Source organism: Dyadobacter linearis, from assembly GCF_907165045.1.
In the GTDB taxonomy this organism is placed as follows: Bacteria; Bacteroidota; Bacteroidia; order Cytophagales; family Spirosomataceae; genus Dyadobacter; species Dyadobacter linearis.
Genome location: NZ_CAJRAU010000004.1, coordinates 16,027 through 40,678, shown reverse-complemented (window position 1 = coordinate 40,678; position 24,652 = coordinate 16,027). Strand labels below are relative to the sequence as shown.

The 24,652-nt window shown below is 46.4% G+C and carries 22 protein-coding genes; 15 read left to right on the top strand and 7 right to left on the bottom strand.

The features are described 5' to 3' along the window. Positions 1-8 precede the first annotated feature (8 nt). From KOD92_RS14760 to KOD92_RS14740, 5 genes are all read right to left on the bottom strand, one after another. A complete protein-coding gene (locus tag KOD92_RS14760) occupies positions 9-1,136 on the bottom strand; it encodes a multinuclear nonheme iron-dependent oxidase (protein WP_215234353.1) in 1,128 nt (375 codons plus the stop codon). Positions 1,137-1,149: 13 nt separating this feature from the next. Next, a complete protein-coding gene (locus tag KOD92_RS14755; RefSeq protein WP_215234352.1) occupies positions 1,150-1,353 on the bottom strand; it encodes a chryseobasin-related MNIO class RiPP peptide in 204 nt (67 codons plus the stop codon). Between the two features lie 84 nt (positions 1,354-1,437). Further along, positions 1,438-2,184 carry a hypothetical protein gene (locus KOD92_RS14750; RefSeq protein ID WP_215234351.1) on the bottom strand — a complete coding sequence of 249 codons (747 nt, stop codon included), beginning with the start codon at positions 2,182-2,184 and terminating at the stop codon, positions 1,438-1,440. Positions 2,185-2,277: 93 nt separating this feature from the next. Next, complete coding sequence (locus tag KOD92_RS14745; protein ID WP_215234350.1) at positions 2,278-2,844, bottom strand: hypothetical protein; 567 nt, start codon at positions 2,842-2,844, stop codon at positions 2,278-2,280. 115 nt (positions 2,845-2,959) lie between these two features. Further along, the gene (locus KOD92_RS14740; protein WP_215234349.1) at positions 2,960-3,724 is read right to left on the bottom strand and encodes a 3-keto-disaccharide hydrolase; all 765 of its coding nucleotides are present in this window, start codon (positions 3,722-3,724) and stop codon (positions 2,960-2,962) included. Between the two features lie 194 nt (positions 3,725-3,918). On the opposite strand from KOD92_RS14740, the gene KOD92_RS14735 reads away from it, so the two are divergent. From KOD92_RS14735 to KOD92_RS14725, 3 genes are all read left to right on the top strand, one after another. Continuing rightward, entirely contained in the window at positions 3,919-5,769 is a 1,851-nt protein-coding gene (locus KOD92_RS14735; RefSeq protein ID WP_215234348.1) for a family 16 glycoside hydrolase, read from the top strand. 28 nt (positions 5,770-5,797) lie between these two features. After that, the gene (locus KOD92_RS14730; protein WP_215234347.1) at positions 5,798-7,753 is read left to right on the top strand and encodes a c-type cytochrome; all 1,956 of its coding nucleotides are present in this window, start codon (positions 5,798-5,800) and stop codon (positions 7,751-7,753) included. A 189-nt stretch (positions 7,754-7,942) separates the two neighbouring features. Next, positions 7,943-10,468 carry a hybrid sensor histidine kinase/response regulator gene (locus KOD92_RS14725; RefSeq protein ID WP_215234346.1) on the top strand — a complete coding sequence of 842 codons (2,526 nt, stop codon included), beginning with the start codon at positions 7,943-7,945 and terminating at the stop codon, positions 10,466-10,468. Here KOD92_RS14725 and KOD92_RS14720 read toward each other — a convergent pair. Continuing rightward, positions 10,456-11,823, bottom strand: coding sequence for a sigma-54-dependent transcriptional regulator (locus KOD92_RS14720; RefSeq protein ID WP_215234345.1), 1,368 nt, complete (start codon positions 11,821-11,823; stop codon positions 10,456-10,458). The genes KOD92_RS14725 and KOD92_RS14720 overlap by 13 nt on opposite strands. 135 nt (positions 11,824-11,958) lie before the next feature. Continuing rightward, positions 11,959-12,264, bottom strand: a complete 306-nt coding sequence (locus KOD92_RS14715) for a hypothetical protein (protein ID WP_229254679.1) — start codon at positions 12,262-12,264, stop codon at positions 11,959-11,961. A 569-nt stretch (positions 12,265-12,833) separates the two neighbouring features. Between KOD92_RS14715 and KOD92_RS14710 the strand changes: the two genes are divergently transcribed. From KOD92_RS14710 to KOD92_RS14655, 12 genes are all read left to right on the top strand, one after another. After that, complete coding sequence (locus tag KOD92_RS14710) at positions 12,834-13,556, top strand: ferritin-like domain-containing protein (RefSeq protein ID WP_215234344.1); 723 nt, start codon at positions 12,834-12,836, stop codon at positions 13,554-13,556. A gap of 28 nt (positions 13,557-13,584) precedes the next feature. Continuing rightward, positions 13,585-14,376, top strand: coding sequence for a ferritin-like domain-containing protein (locus tag KOD92_RS14705; protein WP_215234343.1), 792 nt, complete (start codon positions 13,585-13,587; stop codon positions 14,374-14,376). 208 nt (positions 14,377-14,584) lie between these two features. Further along, positions 14,585-15,817, top strand: coding sequence for a sulfite oxidase (locus tag KOD92_RS14700; protein ID WP_215234342.1), 1,233 nt, complete (start codon positions 14,585-14,587; stop codon positions 15,815-15,817). Between the two features lie 10 nt (positions 15,818-15,827). After that, a complete protein-coding gene (locus KOD92_RS14695) occupies positions 15,828-16,226 on the top strand; it encodes a hypothetical protein (RefSeq protein WP_215234341.1) in 399 nt (132 codons plus the stop codon). 48 nt (positions 16,227-16,274) lie between these two features. Further along, positions 16,275-16,823, top strand: coding sequence for a thermonuclease family protein (locus tag KOD92_RS14690; protein ID WP_229254678.1), 549 nt, complete (start codon positions 16,275-16,277; stop codon positions 16,821-16,823). 11 nt (positions 16,824-16,834) lie between these two features. After that, positions 16,835-17,452, top strand: a complete 618-nt coding sequence (locus KOD92_RS14685) for a hypothetical protein (protein ID WP_215234340.1) — start codon at positions 16,835-16,837, stop codon at positions 17,450-17,452. Between the two features lie 97 nt (positions 17,453-17,549). Continuing rightward, complete coding sequence (locus tag KOD92_RS14680; RefSeq protein ID WP_215234339.1) at positions 17,550-18,689, top strand: hypothetical protein; 1,140 nt, start codon at positions 17,550-17,552, stop codon at positions 18,687-18,689. 77 nt (positions 18,690-18,766) lie between these two features. Then, the gene (locus KOD92_RS14675; protein ID WP_215234338.1) at positions 18,767-20,158 is read left to right on the top strand and encodes a hypothetical protein; all 1,392 of its coding nucleotides are present in this window, start codon (positions 18,767-18,769) and stop codon (positions 20,156-20,158) included. 30 nt (positions 20,159-20,188) lie between these two features. Further along, positions 20,189-20,698, top strand: coding sequence for a GNAT family N-acetyltransferase (locus KOD92_RS14670; RefSeq protein ID WP_215234337.1), 510 nt, complete (start codon positions 20,189-20,191; stop codon positions 20,696-20,698). A gap of 136 nt (positions 20,699-20,834) precedes the next feature. Beyond that, a complete protein-coding gene (locus KOD92_RS14665; RefSeq protein ID WP_215234336.1) occupies positions 20,835-22,565 on the top strand; it encodes an AMP-binding protein in 1,731 nt (576 codons plus the stop codon). Between the two features lie 56 nt (positions 22,566-22,621). Continuing rightward, a complete protein-coding gene (locus tag KOD92_RS14660) occupies positions 22,622-23,353 on the top strand; it encodes an alpha/beta fold hydrolase (RefSeq protein ID WP_215234335.1) in 732 nt (243 codons plus the stop codon). A gap of 78 nt (positions 23,354-23,431) precedes the next feature. After that, positions 23,432-24,643, top strand: a complete 1,212-nt coding sequence (locus tag KOD92_RS14655; RefSeq protein WP_215234334.1) for an alpha/beta hydrolase family protein — start codon at positions 23,432-23,434, stop codon at positions 24,641-24,643. The last annotated feature ends 9 nt before the right edge of the window (positions 24,644-24,652 follow it).

Here is a 24,652-nt window from a genome sequence, read left to right as displayed (position 1 = left end):
ACCAACTTCTAAAATCCGCCTTTCCATTTCTGCGCAATATCGATCGCCGTTTTCAGCATGTGCGGTTGCCACTGTTCGATATGCCAGTCGCTATGCTTCAAATCGGACGCATTCAGCATTTCCCGGGCGTGATCCAGGTTTACAGCTGTTTCCAAAATAGCGGATAATTGCATTTGCTGACTTGCCAGCGCAATATCTTCTACCGGCTGCATGTCGAGTGGATGTTTACCAAATGGGAGAAAACTATTGGTTTGATTACTACCCGGATCTCCGTCAAATGACTTCACTATCCCGTCCATTTTAACAAAATCGTGCTGAAAAGCGATTTGCTTCTCCACTGTATCCAGGGCTGTACCCAACTGTTCCATTACCACAAATTTCAGGTTCTGGCAACGTGGCAATGCTTTTTCAAGATATTCAAATACCGTTTCAGGGACTGAATCGTCGTGGGTATCTCGTCGCACAGTTCTTTCTTCCGATCCATTGTCCCAGCTACCGCCTGAAATGTGGATTTCCCGTACCCGGTCCAAAGGATAGCAGGACAGCATTTCTTGAAAATCAATATCAAAATTGTGGCACTGGCAATACAGGTTATGCAGGTCCAGGATAATGAAACCGTTGATACTTTCTACTAATTGATTGAGAAAGTCCCCATGCTTTTTCACTTCTTCGTAAGAATATGAAAACGCCAGATTTTCCAGACCGACGGGACAGTTGCACGCTTCCTGGATCCTCGCCAGCCTGTCCCGGCCGATCGCCAGTGTTGATTTATTAAAAGGAATACCCAGCGGCGCACCTTTGTGAAAGTCGCTGCCGGTCATAAAACCAAAGTGCTCGGAAATGTGATCGAAATGAAATTCGCCAGATAGCTTTCTGAGCTGTGAAAGCCAGTTCTGCTGCTCGGGCGACCATTTACCCGAAAATAAAGAAAAGTAAACGCCGTGACCGATCAGTCTGTTATGGTCGCTAAATTCTTTGACCAAATCTGTAAACCACTCGGGAATGGTTTCGACTTTAAAAAGGGAATCAAAAGACCACTCGATCGCCTCCACCTTTTCCATTTCAAACAACGGAACAGACGCTTGCAGGATATGCGTATCCAGATTACAGGCAATAGCAGAAAATATCCGGGACATCGTATAGAGCGGATTAACCCATTCCGCAGGCTGGACACGGATCTAGTTTTCGTGCATTTGACTTCTTTTCTTTGCCGGGCTTGATGTCCATATCGGCACAGGCGGTAATGGTACTGAGCGCAACTGCTATTGCGACTGCCTGAAGAACTGGTTTGGAGATTTTCATGTGTCTGTCGTTATAAGGTGAATCGGAATAATCTGTTAGATCTAAATCCACGAAGATTCGTTGTAACCGTTGGAATTTTTAGATAAAAAAAGCCTGACCGTAAGATCAGGCAATGCACTCAGGATAGTGTAAATATTATCCTCCAAACAATCTGGCCCAGAAACCTTTTGCTTTTGTTTTCGTTTCGACTGCTTTTTCAGAAGCCGTTTCTTTCAGTTCTTCATATTCCGCCTGCGCTTTCACTTGCAGTTCAGCCGCCTTCACTTTTGCTTCTGCCAGCTTTTCCGCCGCAATCTCCTTGGCGTCTTCGTACGCTTCGGCTGCATCTTCTTTTAAATCTTCGTATTTATCCTCAGCGACCTCTTTCCATTCACTGGCCCTTTCGGCAAGATCATCAAAAAAGTCACCTGCTTTTTCCTTGCCGGACGCAATGCCCAGCTCCACTTCATTCCGCAACCCTGCAAATGCAGATTTCGCTTCTTCCGTCTTCTCTGCTGCAACTTCCTTCACCTCTTCTACTCTTTCCTCGGCAGCAGCCTGTACCTCTTCCACTTCCACTGTGGCTTCTTCCTGCAATTCAGCCACCGTTTCTTTTGACTCTTCTATCTTCAACTCCGCCTCTGCTTTCAGGTCTTCCGCAGTTTCATACACTTCTGTTTTGATCCCGTCGGCCGTGTCTTCTGCGTCGGCCAGCGCTGATTCTGCTTTTATTTCCAGCTCGTCGGCTTCATTGGCAACTACTTCGTTCGCATTATCTTTTATTTCCAGTACCTCCTCCACAATCTCATCCTTGGCTTCTGCGGTTGTTGCTTTCAGCTCTTCTGTTTTGTTTTCCAGCGATTCTGCTGCATCATCCGGAAGTGGTTTGTCGTTTTCGGCCATAGGAAACAAGGTTTAAGGTTAAAAAGTAGACTAGCTTGAAATCGTAAGCTACAAAGGAGTTGGGAACGGTGCAAGCAAACGCACGCGCTTTCTCTACTCTAACCTCCTAATCATCAATTTTTTAACCAGCTCATAAAACGGCTCTGGCTGTAACGTTCGCCAGTTGCCGATCTGTAAGGTACCTCCGAAATTGATGTAATAATCCAGCCTGAACTTCTTCCATTGTTCCTCCACGTGTTCCCGGAAATTAACTGCCGCGATCCACCCGTCTTCAATATCATCAAACCACTCCGCATAATAATCGTCCTCGCCTCCGTGAAAGTCGAGCAGGTTTTCACCCATTAAAATAAACTGGTTAATACCCTCGTCCACAAGTGGATCCACGACCTGGCGCTTGAAAAACATAATGTCATTATGCAGCGCATCATTCCATTCCCCGAACATTTCGACGATCGCGTATTTCTTGATATAATCTGCAAATATGATCTTCACGTACAGCGTCTCAGAACCGATTTCGTCCCAAAGCGGGTGGATATAGTAACCGTAAATCGCATTTTCGTAATAGTCAAGATTATAGGTACGGCCGTAAAATGGCGACCGCTCATCGTGACTGGCTATATAGTGTTTCTCCCAGTTATAATAGGGCTCGATTTCCTGCATGGTCTCGCTTGGGTGGCTATTGATTTCGAATATATTAACAACAAAAAAAGGCCTAAACGATCTTTAAACCGTTTAAGCCCTTAAAATTATTGTACCTGAATCGGCTGCCGGAGGCTTATAGTTCGCGGATCCAGATATTACGGAAGCTCGTTGTGTTATTGTGGTCCTGCAATTTAATAGGTCCTTTTCCGTGCGGCTCAATCGTCGGCTGACCAATGTAAGGCGTAGTTCCCTGGATCATCGTGTGATTTTGAACCAAAACACCATTGTGGATCACGGTAATGTAAGGCGGGATAGTCATTTGACCATCTTTGTTGAAATGCGGCGCAGTGTAAACCACGTCGTAAGTTTGCCACTCGCCCGGGCCAACCGCTGCATTCACCAAAGGCATAGTTTGCTTGTAAATAGAGCCCGCCTGTCCGTTTGAATAGGTTGCATTGTTGTAGCTATCCAGTACCTGCAATTCGTAAATACCCTGCATGAAGATACCGCTGTTGCCGCGTCCCTGTCCGTTGCCATCTACTTTCGCAGGTGTTCTCCATTCAATGTGCAGCTGGTAATCTCCAAAAGTCTGTTTGGTCTGAATATCACCTGATTTCGGAGCTACGGTCATTGCACCGTCGGCTATTGTCCAGGGTGCAGCAGCTTTTCCGTCTTTTCCTGAAACCCAGGCATCCAGGTTTTTTCCGTCAAAAAGTACGATTGCATCAGAAGGAGCTGTAAATCCAGAAACCGTGGTAGAAGCTTTGCCGGGCGTTACGACGCGCGGTACCGGGCTCCACAATTCGCTTGATTCGGGAGTTTGTTTGGCTGGTTGCAACTGCGCGTGAGCGGCAAATGCAGCAGCCAGGCTGAACGCGGTAAGAAATAATTTTTTCATTTTGAAAATAAACTGTTTTGGTCAGATAAAACTGATTGGAAATTGCGCAAGAACGCACCGATTATCAAAAGTAGCAAGGTTAGCGATTCTCATCTAATTAAATGCAATTTTCCCGATTCTTATCACGTAATTTGCACCGCATTTCGGCGTTCTACGGCCAGTGTTAATCTAAAACCTACCAAGCTTACCCAAGTATGTTTAAAGTCACATGTACATTTTTACAATTGATCGTTTGCGGCATAGCGATAATTGTAACCCAATCCGCCTATGCCCAGCAACCTATTCCTCTTGACAATCTCAGTGCATTTACCACCCAATCCAACAACTGGAAAATCGTTGGTGGTGCGTCTGCTGACATTTCAAAAGAAAACGTACTGACCACAACTCCCGGAAAAGGAGTGCTGGCCTGCATTCATGAAAAAGGAAAATACGGAAACCAGTACGAGCTGATCTCCAACTTCAAGCACGGAGATCTGGACATCGAAATGGATTTCATGCTGGCCAAAGGTTCCAACTCAGGAATTTATCTGCAAGGCAACTACGAAGTGCAGCTTTTCGACAGCTGGGGTAAAAAAGGCGCCAAATACAACGATTGCGGCGGTATTTACGAACGCTGGAACGATTCAAAGCCGGAAGGTGAGAAAGGATACGAAGGCTATGCGCCCCGTTTTAATGTAGCAAAAGCGCCTGGCTTGTGGCAGAACATCAAGATTTCCTATCAGGCTCCGCGTTTCGATGCCAACGGTAAAAAAGTTTCGAATGCAGTATTCCTTTCTATCATATTAAATGGTGTAACGATCCACGAAAATGTAGAAGTAAGCGGCCCGACCCGCGGATCTCTGACAGCAGAAGACGTAGCAATGGGCCCGATCCGCATTCAGGGTGACCACGGTTCGCTGGCGATCAAGAATATTGTGATCAATAATTTTGATAAAAAACCAGGTACACTTACCGACCTGACCTACAAAACTTACTACGGTGCACTTTCAGAGACAGAAGATCTTACCAAAATGACGCCTGCTGAAACAGGTAAGTCGGAAGCTTTGAGCTGGGAGATTTTGAAAGAAAACAACAACTATTCTTACGTATACACAGGCAGATACAATGCGCCGACTGCGGGAGAATACAACTTCAAATTGCAAGCTTCCGGAAATTCTTACCTGAAAATCGACGGCAAATTAGTGATCGATGCACAGTGGAAGAACAATAACGAATTCCGCATGGGCACAGTGAATTTGAAAGAAGGCGATCACACGATCGAGATATTTAATAACAAAAAAGACGGCTGGATGCGCCCGGTACTGGGACTTTGGGTAAGTGGCCCTGGCTTCCGCGAAATGGCTTTCCACAGCAAGAGCTCGGCAATGCCCGCGGGCGCGACCGATCCGATCCTGATCACGGCTGGCACCAATACGATTACCCGCAGTTTTATGGATTTCAGGAAAGATGATAAAGGTAAAAGACAGCGCGCAGTACATGCGGTTTCAGTGGGCAGCCCTACTAACCTGCATTATACCTATGATATGGATAAAGGAACCGTGCTGCAAGTTTGGCGCGGCGAATTCCTCGACGCTACCCCGATGTGGCACGATCGCGGCGACGGATCTTCGCGTCCGCGCGGAAGTGTGACTTTGCTGGGCGACGATATGCTCCTCGGTAAAGCTTCCGGAAAAACAAAATGGGCTACTGACACAACAGGCAGCGGCTACCGTCCAAAAGGATATGTATTGGACGACCAGGACGTACCTACGTTCCAGTACCAGGCATTTGGCTCTACTGTAACAGACTATGTTTCGGTAGTGAATAATCAATATTTTGACCGGATCGTAAGAGTGAACAATCCAGCCAAAGGACTTGTCGCAAGACTGGCCGACGGTTCGAATATCGAAAAGCTTTCAGACGTACTGTATGCGGTGGACAACAAATCGTATTACATCCAGCTGGCCGACAAAAACATGAAACCCGAAATCAGAAGCATCGACGGACGCCAGGAATTGCTGGTTCCGGTTTCCAATGGAGAAGTAAAATATTCCATCCTGTTCTGATCCAATCCTTTAAGATACCTCATTGATAATGAAAAAATTAATTCAGATAGCATTCATTTTCTTGGCTACGCTTACCGTGCTGAAAGCGCAGGAGTCGCCTAAGGAAGAAGATTTTTACAAGATGATCACCCCGCCTATTCCCGAAGGTATTATTCTTGAAGTGGGTGGCTTGACGACGATGCCAAATGGTTCGCTGGCGATTTCAACCCGTCGCGGAGAAGTTTGGATCGTGGATAACCCTACCAGCCGCACACCTTATTTCAGAAAATTTGCGACAGGTTTGCACGAGATCCTTGGTCTTGCTTACAAAGAAGGTGCATTGTATTGCGCACAACGCGGCGAGCTTACGAAGCTGATCGATAAAAATGGCGATGGAAAGGCTGATGTTTATGAAACAGTTTATCAATGGCCACTTTCAGGACATTACCATGAATATTCTTTTGGACCAAAACTGGCGCCCGACGGAAGCTTTTATGTAAGTGGTAACGTTGCATTTGGTGACGAAGAATGGTGGAGAGGCGAAAGCCGCGTGCCGACAAGAGGCTGGATCTTCCATATTACAAATGATGGCAAATATGAACCTTATGCAACAGGAGTTCGCTCCCCGGCGGGTATCAGTATGCTGAACGGCGAATTGTTCTATACCGACAACCAGGGAGACTGGATGGGAACAGGCGCTATTTTCCAGGTGAAGAAAGGCGGCTTTATGGGCCACCCTGCCGGTCTGAAATGGGCTGGACTTCCCAATTCGCCTGTGAAACTGACTGAAAAACAATTCTTTGCAGAACGTGACAACCGTCAGAACAAAGACGCGCAGGGCCGTGCGATCAAGCCGGAGAATACCTTGAACGAGAAGCCCCAGTTTCTGTATCAGTTGAAAGAAAAATATGATATGGTACAGCTGCCGGCAGTTTGGTTGCCTTATGGTGTACACGGAGTTTCTACTTCCGAGCTGATTTTGGATGATACAAAAGGCGGATTCGGTCCATTTACCGGACAGGTATTTGTGGGCGATCAGGGCCAGAGCAATATCATGCGCGTGGTTTTGGAAAAAGTAAAAGGTGAATATCAAGGGGCAAGTATTGGTTTCCGCAGCGGATTCCAATCGGGTGTATTGAGAATGGCATTTGACAAAGACGGATCGATGTTCGTGGGTGAAACAAACCGCGGCTGGGGTTCGGCAGGTGACGCTAACCAGGGCTTGCAGCGATTGGTATGGAATGGAAAAATGCCTTTCGAAATGTACACTGTTAAAGCGCAGCCCGACGGATTTGAAATAGAATTCACAATGCCGGTTGACCGTAAATCAGCGGAAGATCTGGATTCTTATAACGTGAGCAGCTATCTGTACAAGCATTACCCAGTTTACGGCAGCCCTCCTATCAACACTGAAGATGTGAAGGTGACCGGCGTAAAAGTGTCAGACGATAACAAAAAGGTGCGCATTGTACTGGCTGGAATGAAGCAATATTATGTTCACAAAATATCACTGGAAGGCGTAAGAGCTGCTACAAACAGCTGGTCGCTTGTGCATCCCGATGCATATTATACGTTGAACAATATTCCTGACGGTGAAAAACTGAAAGTATCGGAATTAAAGACGACACGGTCGGGCGGCACGAAACCCGGAACTGCATCTGCTTCGGCAGCTACTGCTGAGAAAGAGCACGTATCGCCAGACGGAAAAGGCAAGCCCGCAGCCGGCAAAGCTGACGTAGCGAAAGTGCCTACTTTTGAAGAAGTAAAACCGATCCTGCAAAGAAATACCTGCCTGGCTTGTCACACAACTGACAAAAAGGTCGTTGGACCGTCTTACCTGGATGTTGCTAAACGCAAATATACCAATGAGAAGATCGTTGAACTGATCTATAGTCCTAAGCCTGAGAACTGGCCGGACTACGCAACTCCAATGCCTCCAATGCCGCAGGTTCCGAAAGCAGATGCCATGAAAATCGCTGCGTGGATCAACTCACTTGCGAAGTAATAGCATTCATATTGTTAGTTAGTTTTGAAAAGGTTGCCTGTTTACCGGGCAACCTTTTCTGCGTTTTCTCCACATATTTTCTTTATTTAAAATCACTTATATTCACACACTCTATCAGACGGATGCATTGTAACTGCACGTTTTTGCAGCTGAAATGCGTTAGTTGATATTGAATATGGTAAGTCTGTTATGTCCACTTTACGCGACCCATCTTTCTTGAAATCTGTTAAAGGCAAAATTTTTCTGGGATTTATCATTGCGTCCATCGCATTAGGCGCTTCGTGGCTGATCAGTAAACTGGCCTTTCAGGAAATCCTTGGCCGGGTAGAAATGATCTCCACGCCCAATGATAAACTCAGACTGGTCAACAAGATCTTCAAAAATATCCTGCAACTCGACCATTTACAGAATGCACGGAGAGCTAGCGACGAGGAACATACGGAGCAGGTACTCGCCAAATCCGTCGAGCTGGTCGCCACGCTTGATTCGCTGAGCGACATGAGCATTGGGGATGATTTACAGATCATCCGGATCGATTCCATGAAAACGATCCTCCTCAAAAGAGAGAAAATCTACGGCAACTATGTGACAGTCAGATCAAAGCTTGTTGACACAAAAACACTTGAAGACGAGGTAAAGAACATTTCCGGTTTAATCACGACCAAACTGAAACCGGATAGTACCGTAGTCAAAACAGAAAAAAGGACCACTACTACTACTATTTATACCGAAGTGGCCGATTCGGCACAAAAAGCGGCCGAAAAGAAAGGATTTTTTAACAGGGTTTTCGGGGGTAATAAAAAAGCGAAAAAGGCACCTGTCCAACCTAATAAAGTTGTTCAGAAACAGGAAGTGAATGTGCAGGTCGACACCATTTCGGTCGCTCAGGAAGACAGTACGATCGAGAAAGTAGACGAGGCCGTTCACGCGATTGAAAAGGCGCAGAAAAAGAGGACTACGAGTTTCGTAGACAAGGAAAAAGAACTGGCAACAGCCGGTAATGCACTTGTGAACGAGCTGCTGAATGTCATGCAGGAGGTCGAGAGCGAGGTATTGAGCCAATCTAACCAGGACAGTTCGAAGGCAAACCAAATGGTGACCAAAAGTGTGGCTATGCTGCAATGGGTCATGTTGGGTTTTTTCTTTCTGACTGCATTACTCGCCTACCTGATATTCGCGGATATTTCCCGAAGTAATACATACCGAAGCCAATTAGAAGAGGCAAAAGAGGAAGCGGAATATCATAGCATGGCCAAACAGCGCTTTTTAGCCAATATGAGCCACGAAATCCGCACGCCGCTCCAATCGATTATCGGATATACGGAGGCACTCAAGAAAGTCGAGAAGCCTAAAAAGCAGGATCTCGAAACGCTTCATTCCGCGTCTGAGCACTTGTTGTACCTGGTCAATGAGGTGCTCGATTACAGCCGCATTATTTCCGACCGCTTTACTTTTGAAGAACGTGTATTTGCGATGAGTCCGTTGCTGAATGAAGTAATACAGGTCTTGAAGCCAAGTGCGTCGACCAAAAATCTGGTACTGAGGTTGGAAAATAACCTTCCCGCAAACCTGTATCTCTGCGGTGACCCGTTCAGATTGAGACAGGTACTTTACAATCTGCTTACCAACGCGATCAAATTTACGGATACCGGAGAAGTTGTACTGAGAGTCGCCAGTGTTGAATTAAACAACAAAATACAGGTTGAGTACACTATTTCCGATACAGGAATAGGGTTGTCACCAGAGCAGGTTCAGCGGGTTTTCAATCAATTTGAACAGGCTGACTCCTCTATTTCAAGACGGTTTGGTGGTACTGGACTGGGTTTGACCATTGTAAAAGCGCTTGTAGAAGGCATGGAAGGCAATATTCGTGTCAAGAGCAGCCCCGGGCAGGGCACAACTTTTTTTGTAACCACCAGTATGAAAAAAGCTGACACACTGGAATTGACAGAGGAAGCTCCGGAGAAAAGCTATCATGTTACCGGTAAAGTATGGCTGGTCGACGACGATACTTTCATCCTGAAATGGTGCTCTTCCGTTCTCGAAATGAACGGCATTCCGCATAACTCATTCTCGTCCGCAGAAGAAGTACTAAGCAGGCCGTGGGACAATCAGGTTAAGTTTGTTTTGACCGATATGCGTATGTCGGGTATGAATGGCGCTGAACTTTGCAAACGGATCCGCAAGATAGCCGGGCACGATGTCAAGGTTTTCGTGCTTACAGCCCAGGCTCTACCGGAAGAACGGGCGAATCTGCTTAATCTCGGCTTTGACGGCTATCTAATGAAGCCTTTCCATTCAAAGGATCTGCTTGAACTCCTCGAATCATCCTCGTCTCCTGAGGTCATTGCTACCGAAGAACCTGAGCATGAGGAGCTGGATTTCACGATGCTCAACCAAATGACTTTCGGCGACGAGGGGCTATTGCGCGAGATTTTAGAACAGTTTGTAAAGGATTCACGTACAGATGTGGAGGCTCTCCAACTTCATATTGAAACGCGCGAACTGGACAAAGTAACCGAAATCATGCACAGAATGGCGGGACGGACCGGCCAGATAGGCGCCAGGGAGCTTTCCGCTCAATTCAGGAACTTTGAGTTAGCATTACGGGAAGATCCTTCGCAGGTATCTGTGCCGGAAATGGAGCGTGTTACTGAAAGAGCCCGCGGTGTAATCGAGCAGATCGAGGGTAAAGCCTTGGCTTATTCGATGTGATATTTTTCAATCTTGTAGTACAGGGTTTTCCTGTCAATATTAAGGAGTTTTGCTGCCTTACTTTTATTGTAGCGCACTTCCTGCAATACTTTCTCGATCATTTCTTTTTCATGCGTTTCCTGCAAAGCTTTCAGGTCCGAGCCGCTGGCTTTCGGGGTATCTTCCATTGCAGTGATCATTTCAGCCGGCAATGCGCCAGAAGTCGCAACTTCTTCTTTCGATAATAATACAAGCCTTTTGATTACATTATTGAGCTCGCGCAGGTTACCTGGCCAGTCGTATTTCATAAAAATATCCAGCACTTCCTTCGAAAGCTCGCGCACATTTCTGTCGAGCTCGCTATTGGCCTTATCCACAAAATGCTGAATGAATATGGCCAGGTCTTCTCCCCTTTTGCGAAGTGGCGGTACCTCAATTTTAAACTCGTTCAGCCTGTGGTAAAGATCGTCCCGGAAATCGCCTGCAGCTGCACTTGAAATCAGATCTTCGTTTGTTGCAGCGATCAGTCTTACATCCACTTTCACCTGCTGCGTACTGCCTATCGGCACGATAATGCGCTCCTGCAATGCACGAAGCAGCTTGATCTGAACATCGTAACCCAGGTTACCGATCTCGTCCAGGAACAGCGTACCTCCGTCGGCAGCCTCGAACTGACCGATCTTATCCATTAAAGCGCCCGTGAATGCGCCTTTTTTATGCCCGAACAATTCGCTCGCTGCCAGTTCTTTTGAAAGCGACCCGCAATCGATCGCGACAAAAGGCCCGCTGCTGCGCTTGCTAAGCTTGTGAATAGACTTTGCTACGTGTTCTTTTCCCGTCCCGCTCTCGCCCTGAATGATCACTGACATATCTGTCGGTGCCACTAAACGTACGTATTCGTAGAGCTGCTTGGATATTTTGCTTTTACCCTCAATAAAATCCAGCGACTGACTGTCCACTTTCGCATTACCCTTCGCTTTTGGCGCCGCCTTCACGCTGCCTGCTTCTCCCTTGTTGAGCGCTTCTCTCAAAACCATCAAGAGTTCTTCCGGATTCACGGGCTTGGTAATGTAATCAAATGCGCCTATCTGCATGGCAGTCACCGCAGTACGCACATCGTGGAAGCTGGTCATGATGAATGCAGCTGTCCTGTTACCTTCGCTGCGGAGCGTTTTCAGGAAGTCAACCGAGTTCCCGTCCGGCAGGCGGTAGTCGAGCATAAGCACATCGAATGGACCGTCGGGATCGTTATTGATAATCTCTCTGGCCTCTTTCAGATTCGAACTAACCTTAACCTGATGCCCGTGTTTACCAAGAAAATTGGTTAACAGTTTAGAGAAAGTTGTATCGTCTTCAACGAGGAGCAGATGAGCCATGGGATATTAAGTAGGTCAAAAATAAATAGCTTACTAACGAGCGGGATAAACGTAAAATTATAAAAAGTAAGCTCAAAAAGCCGGAGTATGCCCGGCTTTTAATTGTAGCTTTTGTAAAATTAATTCAGAAAAAGGCTAATCGACTTTCCGGCCATATTTGTCCAGATTCAAGGTCGACGATTCCTCTCCTTTTTTAAGATTGATCTCGTAATACTGCGCATTATTGTCTCTTTTTACAATATAGGCGCTGGAAACTTTCCACTCCGCGTAGTCATCGGACGCAAGTGTCGATTTAACTGCCTCGGGCAGATCTTCCGGTCTAACCGCCACCTTTTCCTGGTCGATGGTTATATGTGGAAGATTCGCGGCGCGGAGGTCTCCGGAAGGCAGATTACATATTGCGAGCAAGGCCAGAATAGTGGCAAAAATGAGCTTTCGCATAGTTTTGTTTTTAATGTAAAGTCAGGCAGCAGGCAAGAACTTACGCCCGCAGAGCCGGGACAAAAGAACAGATTTCATCGCTCTAAAAAAATTTTACAGCACTTTTTTCGAAATGACTATGAGTCGAGAAAAATGTACTGCTGGACACAAAATCAGAATTTTTATAACAAAATCCTTAAATCTGCCATAGGTTGTGGAGGACTAAGAAATTTGTTCAAAATATTTTGAATCGCGGTATATGAAACGAAACAGAATCACTTATATTTGTGTCGAACTCATTTAAGAGCTGTAAATAGAAATTATACTACACGCTCACCTCCAAAATTAGCGCTATACATTCATTGATTGAATACCTGGATGGCATTATTTACTCAACGTTATTGAGAATTTCATCGGTTAGTCTGAAACCATTAAGAGCCTAGAAATAGGCTCTTTTTGCTTTTTAGCCCTGCTGCTATTGAATACATCGTTTCCCGCTTTTTCTTCCCCTTTCGATCTAAAGTCTTTTTAGTGGCGTAGGTCTTTGCAAATCTTTCGATGTACGAGAGAGCTCAATAACCTTTGAAGCTATGAACAAACTATTGAAACCAGAAACCAATTCAGGTAAAAGAGAAGGGGAAACATCGCCGGTAAACAGGCGCTCGTTTTTGAGAGCAGCAGGTATCGCTACCTCGCTGGGTACCATTGCACTCACAAGTGCTTGTAAAGACGATGAAACGGAACCAATGCCAGGTGGCAACGGTGATACTGTTGACCTGGGCTCAGGCGACGTGGGTGTACTTAACTATGCATACGCACTCGAACAACTGGAAGCTGCATTTTATTCGCAGGTAATTACCACACCTTACATGGGAATGACCGACGCCGAAAAAACGATCCTGACGGATATCCGCGACCACGAGATCATTCACAGAGAATTTTTCAAAGCTGCATTAGGCGACAAAGCGATCAAAGGACTTACTCCAAATTTCGCGAGCATCGATTTCACGAAAAAAGATGCGGTACTTGGAGCTGCCAAGCTTTTTGAAGATACAGGCGTAGCCGCTTACAATGGAGCAGGCAAATTGCTGAAAGACGGCGGAAACCTGTTATTGGCTGGCAAGATCGTTTCAGTGGAAGCCCGTCACGCGGCGGTAATCCGTGATATGATCAATCCTAAGTCGGCTGATTTTGCCGGTGATGATATCCTGGATGCAAATGGAATGGATAAGGCGATCGCGCCTGCCGACATTCTGAATGCTGTAAAAGGTTATGTAAAAGAAACCATCACAGGAGCCAACGTCGGTAAATAATCTTCCCACTTAATCTGAATCAGAAATCATGGATATATTTAAAATAATTGACAATTTTCAAAAAATTGACGGTGACGCACTAGGAAGGCTCGAATATGCTACCCGCCGTCATTTTATGAGTAAGGTTGGTTCAAAACTGGCAACTGTGGCCGTACCGACCGTTTTTGCAAGTATCGTTAATAAAGCATTCGCACAGTCAGCAGGTGCAATTGATGTATTGAACTATGCATTGACGCTGGAATACCTGGAAGATGAGTTTTACAAAGGCGGTAACGCAGCGGCAGGACTTATTCCTGCAACTGATAAAACCATTTTTACACAGATCGGTAAACACGAAACGCAGCACGTTGCATTTCTTGTGAAAGCTTTGGGTACGAAAGCAATTGCTAAACCTACGTTTGACTTCAAATACAACGGCGCTTTTGCAGACGTTTTCACTAACTATAAAACTTTTGTAACCGTTTCCAGCGCTCTGGAAGATACCGGTGTTCGTGCCTATAAAGGCCAGGCTGGCGCATTGATCGGCGATCCTCAGATCCTTGAATATGCATTGCAGGTTCACTCTGTGGAAGCACGTCACGCGGCAGTTGTACGCAGACTGGCTGCTTCAGTTACCGGAAATGCGGCAATGAAAGGCTGGATTACCGGAAAAGAAGGTGCAGTTCCGGCTATCTACGCTGGCGAAGACAATCTGACACAAGGCGGAAAAGACCTGAAAGGATTGGCTTCGAAGACCGATGCAGCTATTTCAGAAGCTTTTGACGAGCCTTTGACCAAAGAAGCAGTACTTGCAATTGCAGGTCCGTTTATAAAAGCTTAAGTAAATCTTCCCCTGTTGGACGTATACATACACTTGTATGTGACAGTAAGTTCGAAGTGTTACAACGCACTATTCTTGACTTTGAGGCTACCCGGTTGGTAGCCTCTTTTTTTGTGTAAAATTTGCTTATTATCAGCTTTCGGACTAGGTAACCAGACAGGATTATCTAAATTTGGTTATCGAACAAGAAATTTTTCCTGAATCCAAAATGAAGCCTGCATTAGATAGAAGAGGTTTTTTGAAGAAGAGCGGCTTAACTGTTCTTGGCACTGCTTTGGGCAGTCAAATGGTATTTGCTGATAAAATGCCCGAAGGATATATACCCCTGCAATGGGACGAAGGCGACGCATTAAAAGGTAAAAATCCGGAAATGATCGTGCAGGGTGACAAACCCTGGAATGTGGAATCGCCGGTGCATTTGCTGGACGACAAGATCACGCCGGTCGAAAAAATGTTTATCCGAAATAACGGACTCATCCCAGAAAAAATCGATGTAAGCAAGTGGACGCTTACTATTGACGGAGAATCTGCGAAGGCGCCGAAAACCTATACACTGGAAGAACTTAAGAAGAAATTTAAAACCTATACGTACCAGCTTGTACTTGAATGTGGCGGGAATGGCCGGTCGGGTTTCCAGCCGCAGGCTTCTGGAAACCAGTGGGGGCAGGGCGCTGTGCATTGTGCCTCGTGGACCGGTGTGCGGTTGAAGGATATTCTGGCTGATGTGGGGATTAAAGACGATGCAGTTTATATTGGATATCACGGCAAAGACCAGCACCTGAGCCGCGACCCGAAAAAAGAAGCGATTTCACGCGGGGTACCTATTGCAAAAGCATTGGAAAATGAGACACTGATCGCCTGGCAACTGAATGGAAAGGATATTCCTGAATTTCACGGTTACCCGCTCAGGCTGGTAATCGGTGGCTGGCCGGCTTCGGTTTCAGGAAAATGGCTGAGCAGTATTTCGGTGCGTAACAAGGTGCACGACGGGGCGAAAATGGAGGGACATAGTTACAGAATGCCTAAAAGTCCGGTTGCGCCGGGTGAAGATGTTCCGCAAACGGATCAGTATTTCCGCATTATCGAGTCAATGCCGGTGAAGTCGCTGATCACTTTTCCAAAATCGGGCGCTATGATCGCGCCGGATAAAGAACTTGCCATGCGTGGACATGCGTGGGCAGGCGATCTTTCCGTTAAGAAAGTGGAAGTATCTATCGATTTTGGTTCTACCTGGAAAGAATGCAAGTTGGAAGCGCCGGCGAATCGGCTCGCCTGGCAGCATTGGAATACAAATATTAAATTTCCTTCAAACGGATATTATGAAGTTTGGGTGAAAGCGACCGACTCGAAAGGTAATGCGCAGCCGATGGTAATCCCGGCGTGGAATCCTGGCGGTTACCTGAATAATGCGTGTGAGAGAATTGCGGTGAAAGTCGGCTAAAAGCTACATTATGAAACTGTTATTGATTTTTTTAACAAGTATCGGGATATTCCTTTTTTCATTTACCCCGAATGTAAATGAGCTGAGTCCAGAGCGTTCCTTTGCTGTAATGCAATCGGATACCTTGAAAAAAGACAAGGAAACTGGTCTGGTTACGGATGAAAACCTGTACCTCGTGAAGGCCCAGTGTACGAACTGCCACAATTCGAAACTGATCCTGAACAACAGGTTTACCCGCGACGGCTGGAAACAGAAGATCCGCTGGATGCAGCAAAATCACAACCTATGGGATCTGGGCGAAACAGAGAAGCCTGTACTCGATTATCTGGAAAAACACTACGGCCCAACGATCGCCTCCACCCGCCGGGCTCCGCTGAAAAACGTCAAATGGTACAAGCTGGAACAATAGTGCCCGGCTTTTCTTCCTTATTTCTATTTTTTATTTTAGTAAAAACGCGTGCAATCTTTTTTAAAATTTACCCTCAGGAAACTGACATTCCTGATTTGCTTTTTCGCATTAACTGCCTTTGTCAACCATTCAAGTTCAGAAGAAACTTACATCCAGCAACAAACTTTACCGAACCCGCTCCGGGCGGAGGTAATTGGAATACAGGATGGAGATACGATCGAACTGAAATATATATTTAGTGGAAAAAAAGCGGGGCGCCGCTCCGGAATGCCGGTCAGGATCCGCTTCTTGCACGTGAATTCGCCTGAGCGCGGCCGGCCATTTTATAAGGTAGCCAAACAATTTACGAGCGACGCCTGCTTTCGGAAAACCATACAGATCCGGCACGCAGGTAACTTCGACAAATATGGGAGGCTGCTTGGTGAGGTAGTATTGCCCGACGGGAGGGTTCTGAATAAAGAACTCGTCAAACAAGGACTTGCTGTGCATTTCAAGAAATATTCGACCAGTACCGAATATGCGAATCTTGAAAAACAGGCGAGAAAACAGCGGATTGGAATATGGAGTGTTGCGGACTATTCTGTGGGTAAACTTTAAGCTGAAAACCAATGAGCTCTTCTGCATTTTTCCAGATTCTTTACCAGCATGAAACGCTCTTTCAGCTGCCCGAAGATATTGTTGCTGCTCCGGTGGAGGCGAAACCTGCGCTAGCAGAGGTTTCCGCGAAAACTTTACCGGAACCTCAGGCAAAAACGCCGGTACCCGAAGTTTCCGCGCCCGTAGTTGCCGAGCCTAAAACAGTATTGCCCGCGACGCCGGTTGTTCCCCCGCCTGCCGCTCCTGATTTTCCAAAACTTAAACACAAAGTCCTGATCCTGATCGACGAGCAGAAGCAAAAAGATATGCTCGCTTCGGAGGCGCTTTTTCTGGACAATATCCTCAAAGCTGTCGGCCATTCAACCGAGCATGCAGATATTCTGAATTTCAGCTTTTTACCCGGCCAGGATGCGCGGAAAGTGTTTTCAGAAAAGAGAACCAATTTTTTCATCACATTCGGTGTACCGCTGATCAGGCTGCACCTTGACCTGCTGCTCGCGCCCTATACCCCTAAAAATATCGACGGGATCTGGTTCCTGTTAGCCGACCCGCTGGTAGTGATTGAAGCGGACCGTAATTTGAAGAAAAAACTCTGGCAGGCATTGAAGCAAATGTTCGAAATGTCCTAGTTACGAGCGGGTTACGCTATTTAAATGCCGGTCATCACAATAATGTAGTGAATTTCCCTGTTTTCATGGATAATCGCAGGCTAACCCATGAAAATCTATGGCCAAATTCACTGAATACATTGCGAACTGGTTCCGTTCGAAAGCGTCGGATGAGGATCAATACTACGACGACGAACCTGTCGAAACCGACCAGAAACCCATATCAAATGCCATTTACGCGGATGATAAACACATTCCCGTCGCGGAGGTAAGGCCTGCACCTATTCAATATGCAGCACCACAGCCTGAGCCGGAAGTACGGGAATTGCAGCGGGTGGAAGTGACAATCCCATATTGGCTGGAAGACGAAGATATGCTGCGCGACGAAGGCGTTTTGTTCGGACTGTCGGAATCTGACCCGAACGAAAAAACAGATATAATCCAAAAGTACTTTTCTAATCTCTCAGCTGAGCATATTGCGAATATTGAACAGCAGAATGAGCGGATCCAGGAATTGAACCTGTTTATCGGTCAGAAAAACAACCGGATCGAAGAGTTACAGGAGAAGCTGAAAAATCCTGCGGACAAGCTAGCCGGCGAGCACCATTTACCCAGAACATTAATAGGGATCAGCCTTTGCATTGCGATGTGTATCGGCAACTTTTTCCTGATCAGGGAATCTTTAAAGCCCGCTTTTGCAGATAATTCGTGGATCGCTTTGGGCGTTTTCCTCGCTGGAATGTTCAGTTTGTTTGGCAAGATCTCATTGTTTCATGATACGGAATCGAAGGTAACCTGGAAATCGCTGCTCGAAGAAGTGGGTTTGCCTTTTGCAGCTGCACTTTTTGTATTTGCAAATGTGATTACGTATCAAACGTGGTGGCAGGCATTCGCCCTTTTTATATTCGTATTCTTCCTTTTCCTATTTGCGGGAAAATTACTGCTGAGCAATATCACCGTGCTCCGCAAGGATCTGCAATCGTGGCTGAATATCAGGAACGACCGGCGCGATTATCGAGACAATACTTCCAACTGGGAGGCTGACTGTCAGGTATTACAGGAAGAGATTGATGAATTAAGGGTCAAAAAGTGGCAGGTTCTCCGGGAACAAAGCGCTTCCGAAACCGAGCGCGACCGGCTTTTTGCGAAGCGCGATATGCTGATCAAACTTTTCGAAAGTGAGTTCTTTCTCGCCCGCCGCATGAAAAATGAGCTTACAACCCGCCAGCTCAACCTGATCCAGAAGGGTATTAAGTAGCTTTTTGAAGCGACACTACCGGCCCGATGGCCTGATTTTTTCAAATCTCCCACCTGATCAATAAAAGATAACAGATCATGAACGAGCAAAATCCAAACGAAAACGGCGATTACCAGCACGGTTATACACGTGGTATCGAGGGAATTGACCGCCAGGTTTACGAATCATATTTATCCAGCGATGTCAATCACGACTGGATCCGGGAGCGCCTTGGCTCTAAAAAAGAAGAATTATCTGCTGTGAAAACCAGAACCCAGGAAACGCAGCAACTGCACAAGGGTGCTTATGATAAGTTGCAGGCCGAAATGATGGCCCTCAACGGCACCGCCCGGCAGATGAAAGATCTGGAAAGATCGGTAGTCGATATTGATGTGCAATCGGAGCAGCTGCGGGAAAAAAGAGCTGAAAAAGCGCCTTCCTATTCATTGGTTGCGGGATTAATATTTCTGGCCGCCGGAATTTCTTTCATAGCCGGTGATCTGATCATTTCCCACGAAATTGTGGCTTATGCGCTGAATATCAGAAATCCGAATGAAGCGTGGGCATTTGCAATTGGTTTGGCGATGTTGTCTATTCTATTAAAACCTGCTTACGACAGGCTCGTTGAAGAACCTTATCATAAAAACGAAACACCGAAGGCAAGGTCGAGATATGCCGGATTTAAACTGACACTCTCAATTTTCGCGATCGTTACGCTGGTTATTCTTGGTTGGTTCCGGTATGAAGCTTATAGGACAGACAAGCTAAAAGAAGCAATCAATAAATCAGTCAAAAACCTGCAACTCAATGCAGTTGATCCACTTACAGGCGCGCCGATCAGCAGTCCTGAGCTGACTGATAAGATCGAAGGCGCATTGCGCAATTCGGATCAGCTGAATATGGATCTGGTGAATAGTCCGTGGGCGCTGCTTTCTTTCGTACTAAGCGGGGTGTTATTTGCAGTGGCGGGTGCGGTTTCGCTGGGTATGGCGCTGCCGGTGTTGCAGGGTTTTTGGTACCGCTGGCTGCAAATTGACCCGAAACTAGGCAGGTTAAGAAGACGCAGAAAAAGAATTTTGAAACAAATGGAGCCACTTCAGGAACAGCTTAACCTGCACATGACGCAAAAAAGCATCCTTGAAAATGACCTCGCATTGTTGCCGAAACTGGAAGAGCTTCGGGAGGAAGAAGCGGCAATCCGCGCTGAGATAGAAAGCTTGGAAGCCGAACGCCGCAATGCACTTACTGATAGCAGAATCCAATCATTTGGTGATGGTTATGCACATGGTAAGGTGAGCCGCGATGTGATGAGCGAAGAGGAATATGATTCGTGGAGAGACAGCCATCTGACGGTTTCCAACCTGGCATTGCGCGCCCGGTCGAATGCCTCAGCCGACCGCGCTGTTTCGCGGACAAAGAGCTCGGGAATGCGTCCGCACCAGGCGATCAGAAAAGCAATTACAGATCGTTTCGACGAAAACAATTCATAGTTTCTTAAATTGGGGGTCGATATTCACGATATGATTGAGACCCCTAATTTAAGAATAGTACCCTGCGACGACACCCTATTTGATGCGATCCGTCTGGGAAATAACACACTCGCCAGGGTGATGGGCGTGAATGTTCCAAAGAAATGGACCGAATTCCGCGATACTTTTACCCCTTCCTACCACCGCTGGAAAGCGCATCCGCCGCTTCGGAACTGGTGGGTTTATCTTATTATTTACAAGCCCGACAACCAACTGATCGGATCCTGCGGCTACAAGGGAGAACCTGATTCAACAGGTATGGTGGAAATCGGTTACGAAATTATGCCTTCCCACCGTGGAAAAGGACTTGGTACTGAAACTGCAAAGGGACTTGTTGACCACGCATTCCGTCAATCCGGCGTATTAAAAGTAGTGGCGCACACGCTTTCAGAAGAAAATGCCTCCGCCCGCCTGCTGGAGAAAATTGGTTTTGCCCAGACAGAAGATGTGAATGATCCGGAAGATGGATTATTGTGGCGCTGGGAAATTTCCCGTAGATAATAGCAGAATCAGGCTTTTCGTTTTAATATGACATTGCTGCGTGCGAAAATTAATTGCATTGTAGTAATAAAGTTTTGGCTTAATTATTTACATTAAGCTACCGAACGCAGTTCTGAAACCCTTGGCCCCCACTATTATGATTGAGTCTTCAAAGGATTCTTATCCGTGGCTTAAAAATTATCCGGAAGGTATTCCATTCGAAATTAACCCGGACGCTTACTCTTCGCTCGTTGAGATGATGGAGATCAGCTTTCAGCAAAATGCAGAAAAGCCAGCTTATACGAATATGGGTAAGGCGATCACATTCAGCCAGTTGGATGCGCTTTCCAGGAACTTCGCGGCTTACCTGCAGAGTGTCGGCCTGAAACAGGGTGACCGGATTGCGATTCAAATGCCTAACCTGCTGCAATATCCGGTAGCTATGATGGGCGCAATCAGGGCGGGACTGGTGATCGTGAATACCAATCCGCTTTACACGTGCCGTGAAATGCAGCACCAGTTCAAAGACTCAGGGGCAAAAGCGATCGTGATACTGGCGAACTTTGCACAAAATCTTCAAAAGGTTCTTGAAAATACCAATATACAACACGTAATTATTACGGAGATCGGCGACCTGATGGGCTTTCCCAAGAAGCTCATTGTGAATGCGGTAGTTAAATATGTAAAGAAAATGGTCCCGGATTACCATATTCCGCAGGCTACCAGCTTTTCTACGGCGATTGCAACCGGTGCGGGACTTACCTACAAGCGACCTAATGTTTCTGGTATTGACGTCGCATTCATTCAATATACCGGCGGCACTACCGGCATTTCGAAAGGCGCCATGCTGAGTCACCGCAACCTGATTGCGAATGTGGAGGGAATAAATGAGTGGCTGATGTCCAAAATGCGGAAATCGCCCAATTCAAATCAGCTTACACTAGTCGGCGCGCTGCCTTTGTACCACGTTTTTGCGATGACAATCAATGGGTTATGTGGTATTAAGTGGGGCGCATTGAATGTTTTGATCACTAATCCCAAAGATATTCCGGCATTTATTAAAGAGCTTAAAAAATTCCGGTTCCATATTTTCCCCGGACTAAATACTCTTTTTAACGGCTTACTGAATAATCCCGAGTTCGCTTCAGTAGATTTCAGCGAACTGAAAATCACCATTGCGGGTGGAATGGCTTTGCAAAAGGTAGTGGCTGACAGGTGGGAAGAAACAACGGGCTGCATACTGGTGGAAGGTTACGGACTTTCTGAAACTTCGCCGGTACTTTCGGTAAACCCGCTCGACGACAAACACAGACAAGGCACGATCGGGCTTCCTTTTCCGAGCACCGAAATGCGCATTCTGAGTGACGATGGAAACTGGCTGCCTGTGGGTGAAAAAGGCGAAATATGTGCAAAAGGACCGCAAATTATGCTTGGGTATTACAATAGGCCGGATGAAACTGAGAAAGTTATTTTTGAAGATAAAAATGGCCGATGGTTCAAAACCGGGGATATTGGTATCGAGGATCCGGACGGTTTTTTCAAGATCGTCGACCGGAAAAAAGATATGATACTCGTTTCGGGTTTCAATGTGTATCCAAATGAAATAGAGGGCGTGATCGCACAATGTCCGGGTGTGCTGGAAGTAGCCTGTGTGGGCATTCCTGATGATAAATCGGGCGAGATGGTGAAGGTATATATTGTTAAAAAAGACCCCGCATTAACCGAGGAAAAGATACGTGAATACTGTAAGGAAAACCTGACAGGATACAAGCGGCCGAAGCAGATCGAGTTCCGCAGCGAGCTGCCCAAAACCAACGTCGGCAAGATCCTGAGAAGAGCATTGCGGGAGGAGGAAATGGCGAAAATCGGGAGTTCAGGGCACAATTAGCGTCAGCTTTCTGTATATTTAGGCAAATAAGTTCTCAACAATGAAAGCCGATATATATGAATCTACACCGGAAAACCCTGGTATTACTGCACGGTCACGGAGCTGACGATACGATCTGGGACTACGTTGACGCGACCATTAACGAGTATTATACGATTGTCAGGCCCAATATTTCACTCTTCACTTTTTGCCAGTCAGTGGAAGATTATGCTGACGAACTGCACCGCTTTTTGACCAATGCCAATATCCTTAAATGTACGCTGATCGGGCATTCGATGGGCGGGTATATTGCATTGGCTTTCGCTGAAAAATATCAGGATATGCTAGACGGTTTCGGCCTGTTCCATTCCACCGCCTATGCCGACGATGATGCAAAAAAGGCTCAGCGAAATCAGGCTATCGAAATATTAAGAAGTAAAGGAACAGAGACATTTATCAAAAATACAGGTCCGAATATGTTCGGCGACCGGTATAAGGAATTGTTTCCTGAGAAAGTGGAGGCGCATATCCGACATTACTCGAAGCTACCCGCTGAGGCGCTGATCGCAGGGATCACTGCGATGATCAACCGCCCCGACCGGACCGCCGTTCTGGCGGCATTACCATTCCCCGTTTTGTTCATAATTGGTATGCAGGATAAGCTGATACCGTTTGAAAGCCTGATCACTTTATCCGAATTCCCAAACCGGAGCTATCCGTTTATTCTGGCGGAAGCCGGTCACATGGGCATGGTAGAGCGGCCGGATGCAACTGCGCGGATGATCAGCTGGTATATGGATAAAATTTAATTGCAAAAAAGATTATTGTGACGATCTAAACCGGGTAAGCCTTCGTTATAAGATGAATGCTTACCCGTAATTTTATCTATGCGAAAAATATTAACCCTATCCCCGGGGAGAACCGTTGCCCACCTGCTCATATGGAGCTTACTGCTGCTCAACTCCTGTAACAATGACAAGCCGCCTGTAACTCCGGAGCCGGAGGAAGAAAATCAGTATCTGCTTCGTAGTGAGGATATTTCAACGCTTTCCAAAGAACAGATCACGGAACGTGCGAGAGATATTAACCCGCTGCTGGCCGGTTATGTGAAGGCCGGAATCAAGGTTTACAAACTTTCCTACAAAACTAAAAACACCGACGGAACCGATATTACGGCTTCCGGTGCGCTAATTTTGCCTGATACCGATCAGCCTGCTTCCATGATCAGTGTACAGCACGGTACCATTCGCGAGGATATTTCGGCTCCTTCCAATTTTGCCGACGATTCCGAAGCTGCGTCTTTTGGTGCCTTGTTCGGGTCAATGGGGTATATTATTGCGTATCCTGATTACATCGGTTACGGAGATTCGAAAGATCTTCCGCATCCTTACGAGCACCGGGCGAGCCTGGCGTCGGCTTCACTGGATATGCTTCGGGCCGCGAAAGAGTTTTTGAAAGATCAGGAAGAAGTGGAATGGGATGAGAAGCTATATATTGCCGGCTATTCGGAAGGTGGCTTTGCGACGATGTCTTTGCAGAAAAAGATCGAAGAGGAGGCCGCTGGTGAGTTTAATCTGAGGGCTTCGAGCTGCGGCGCGGGTGCTTACGATAAGACTGCTTTTATGAAATATATCGTCAATACCCCAACTCACGGATTGGCTTCCTATAACTTTTCTTATCTGTGGGTTTTGCTCACATACGATCGTATTTATAAGCTTAATAAACCGGCTTCCTATTATTTTAAAGAACCTTATGCAACTGAGATTGCAAAGTCCGGCGCGAACGTGCGGATAGCTACAAGCTTTGATTCTATCCTGACTGATTCCTTCAAAAAAGCGCTAAACGACGGTACTGATAAAGGTTTTATTGATGCGATCGGGGATAACGACGTGTACAACTGGAAGCCTAAAACGCCGACGAGATTGTATCATGGTAGCAGCGATGAGCTGGTTTTTTATTTTAATTCCGAAAAAGCTTACAATACCATGAAAGGATTGGGTGCGGACGTGCAGCTGACAACTATACCCGGCGGTACGCACAGCAGTTCCATTGTGGCTTTTCTGGTAGGTACCCTCGGTTTTTTCACTGCCACACCTTAGGGCAGGATT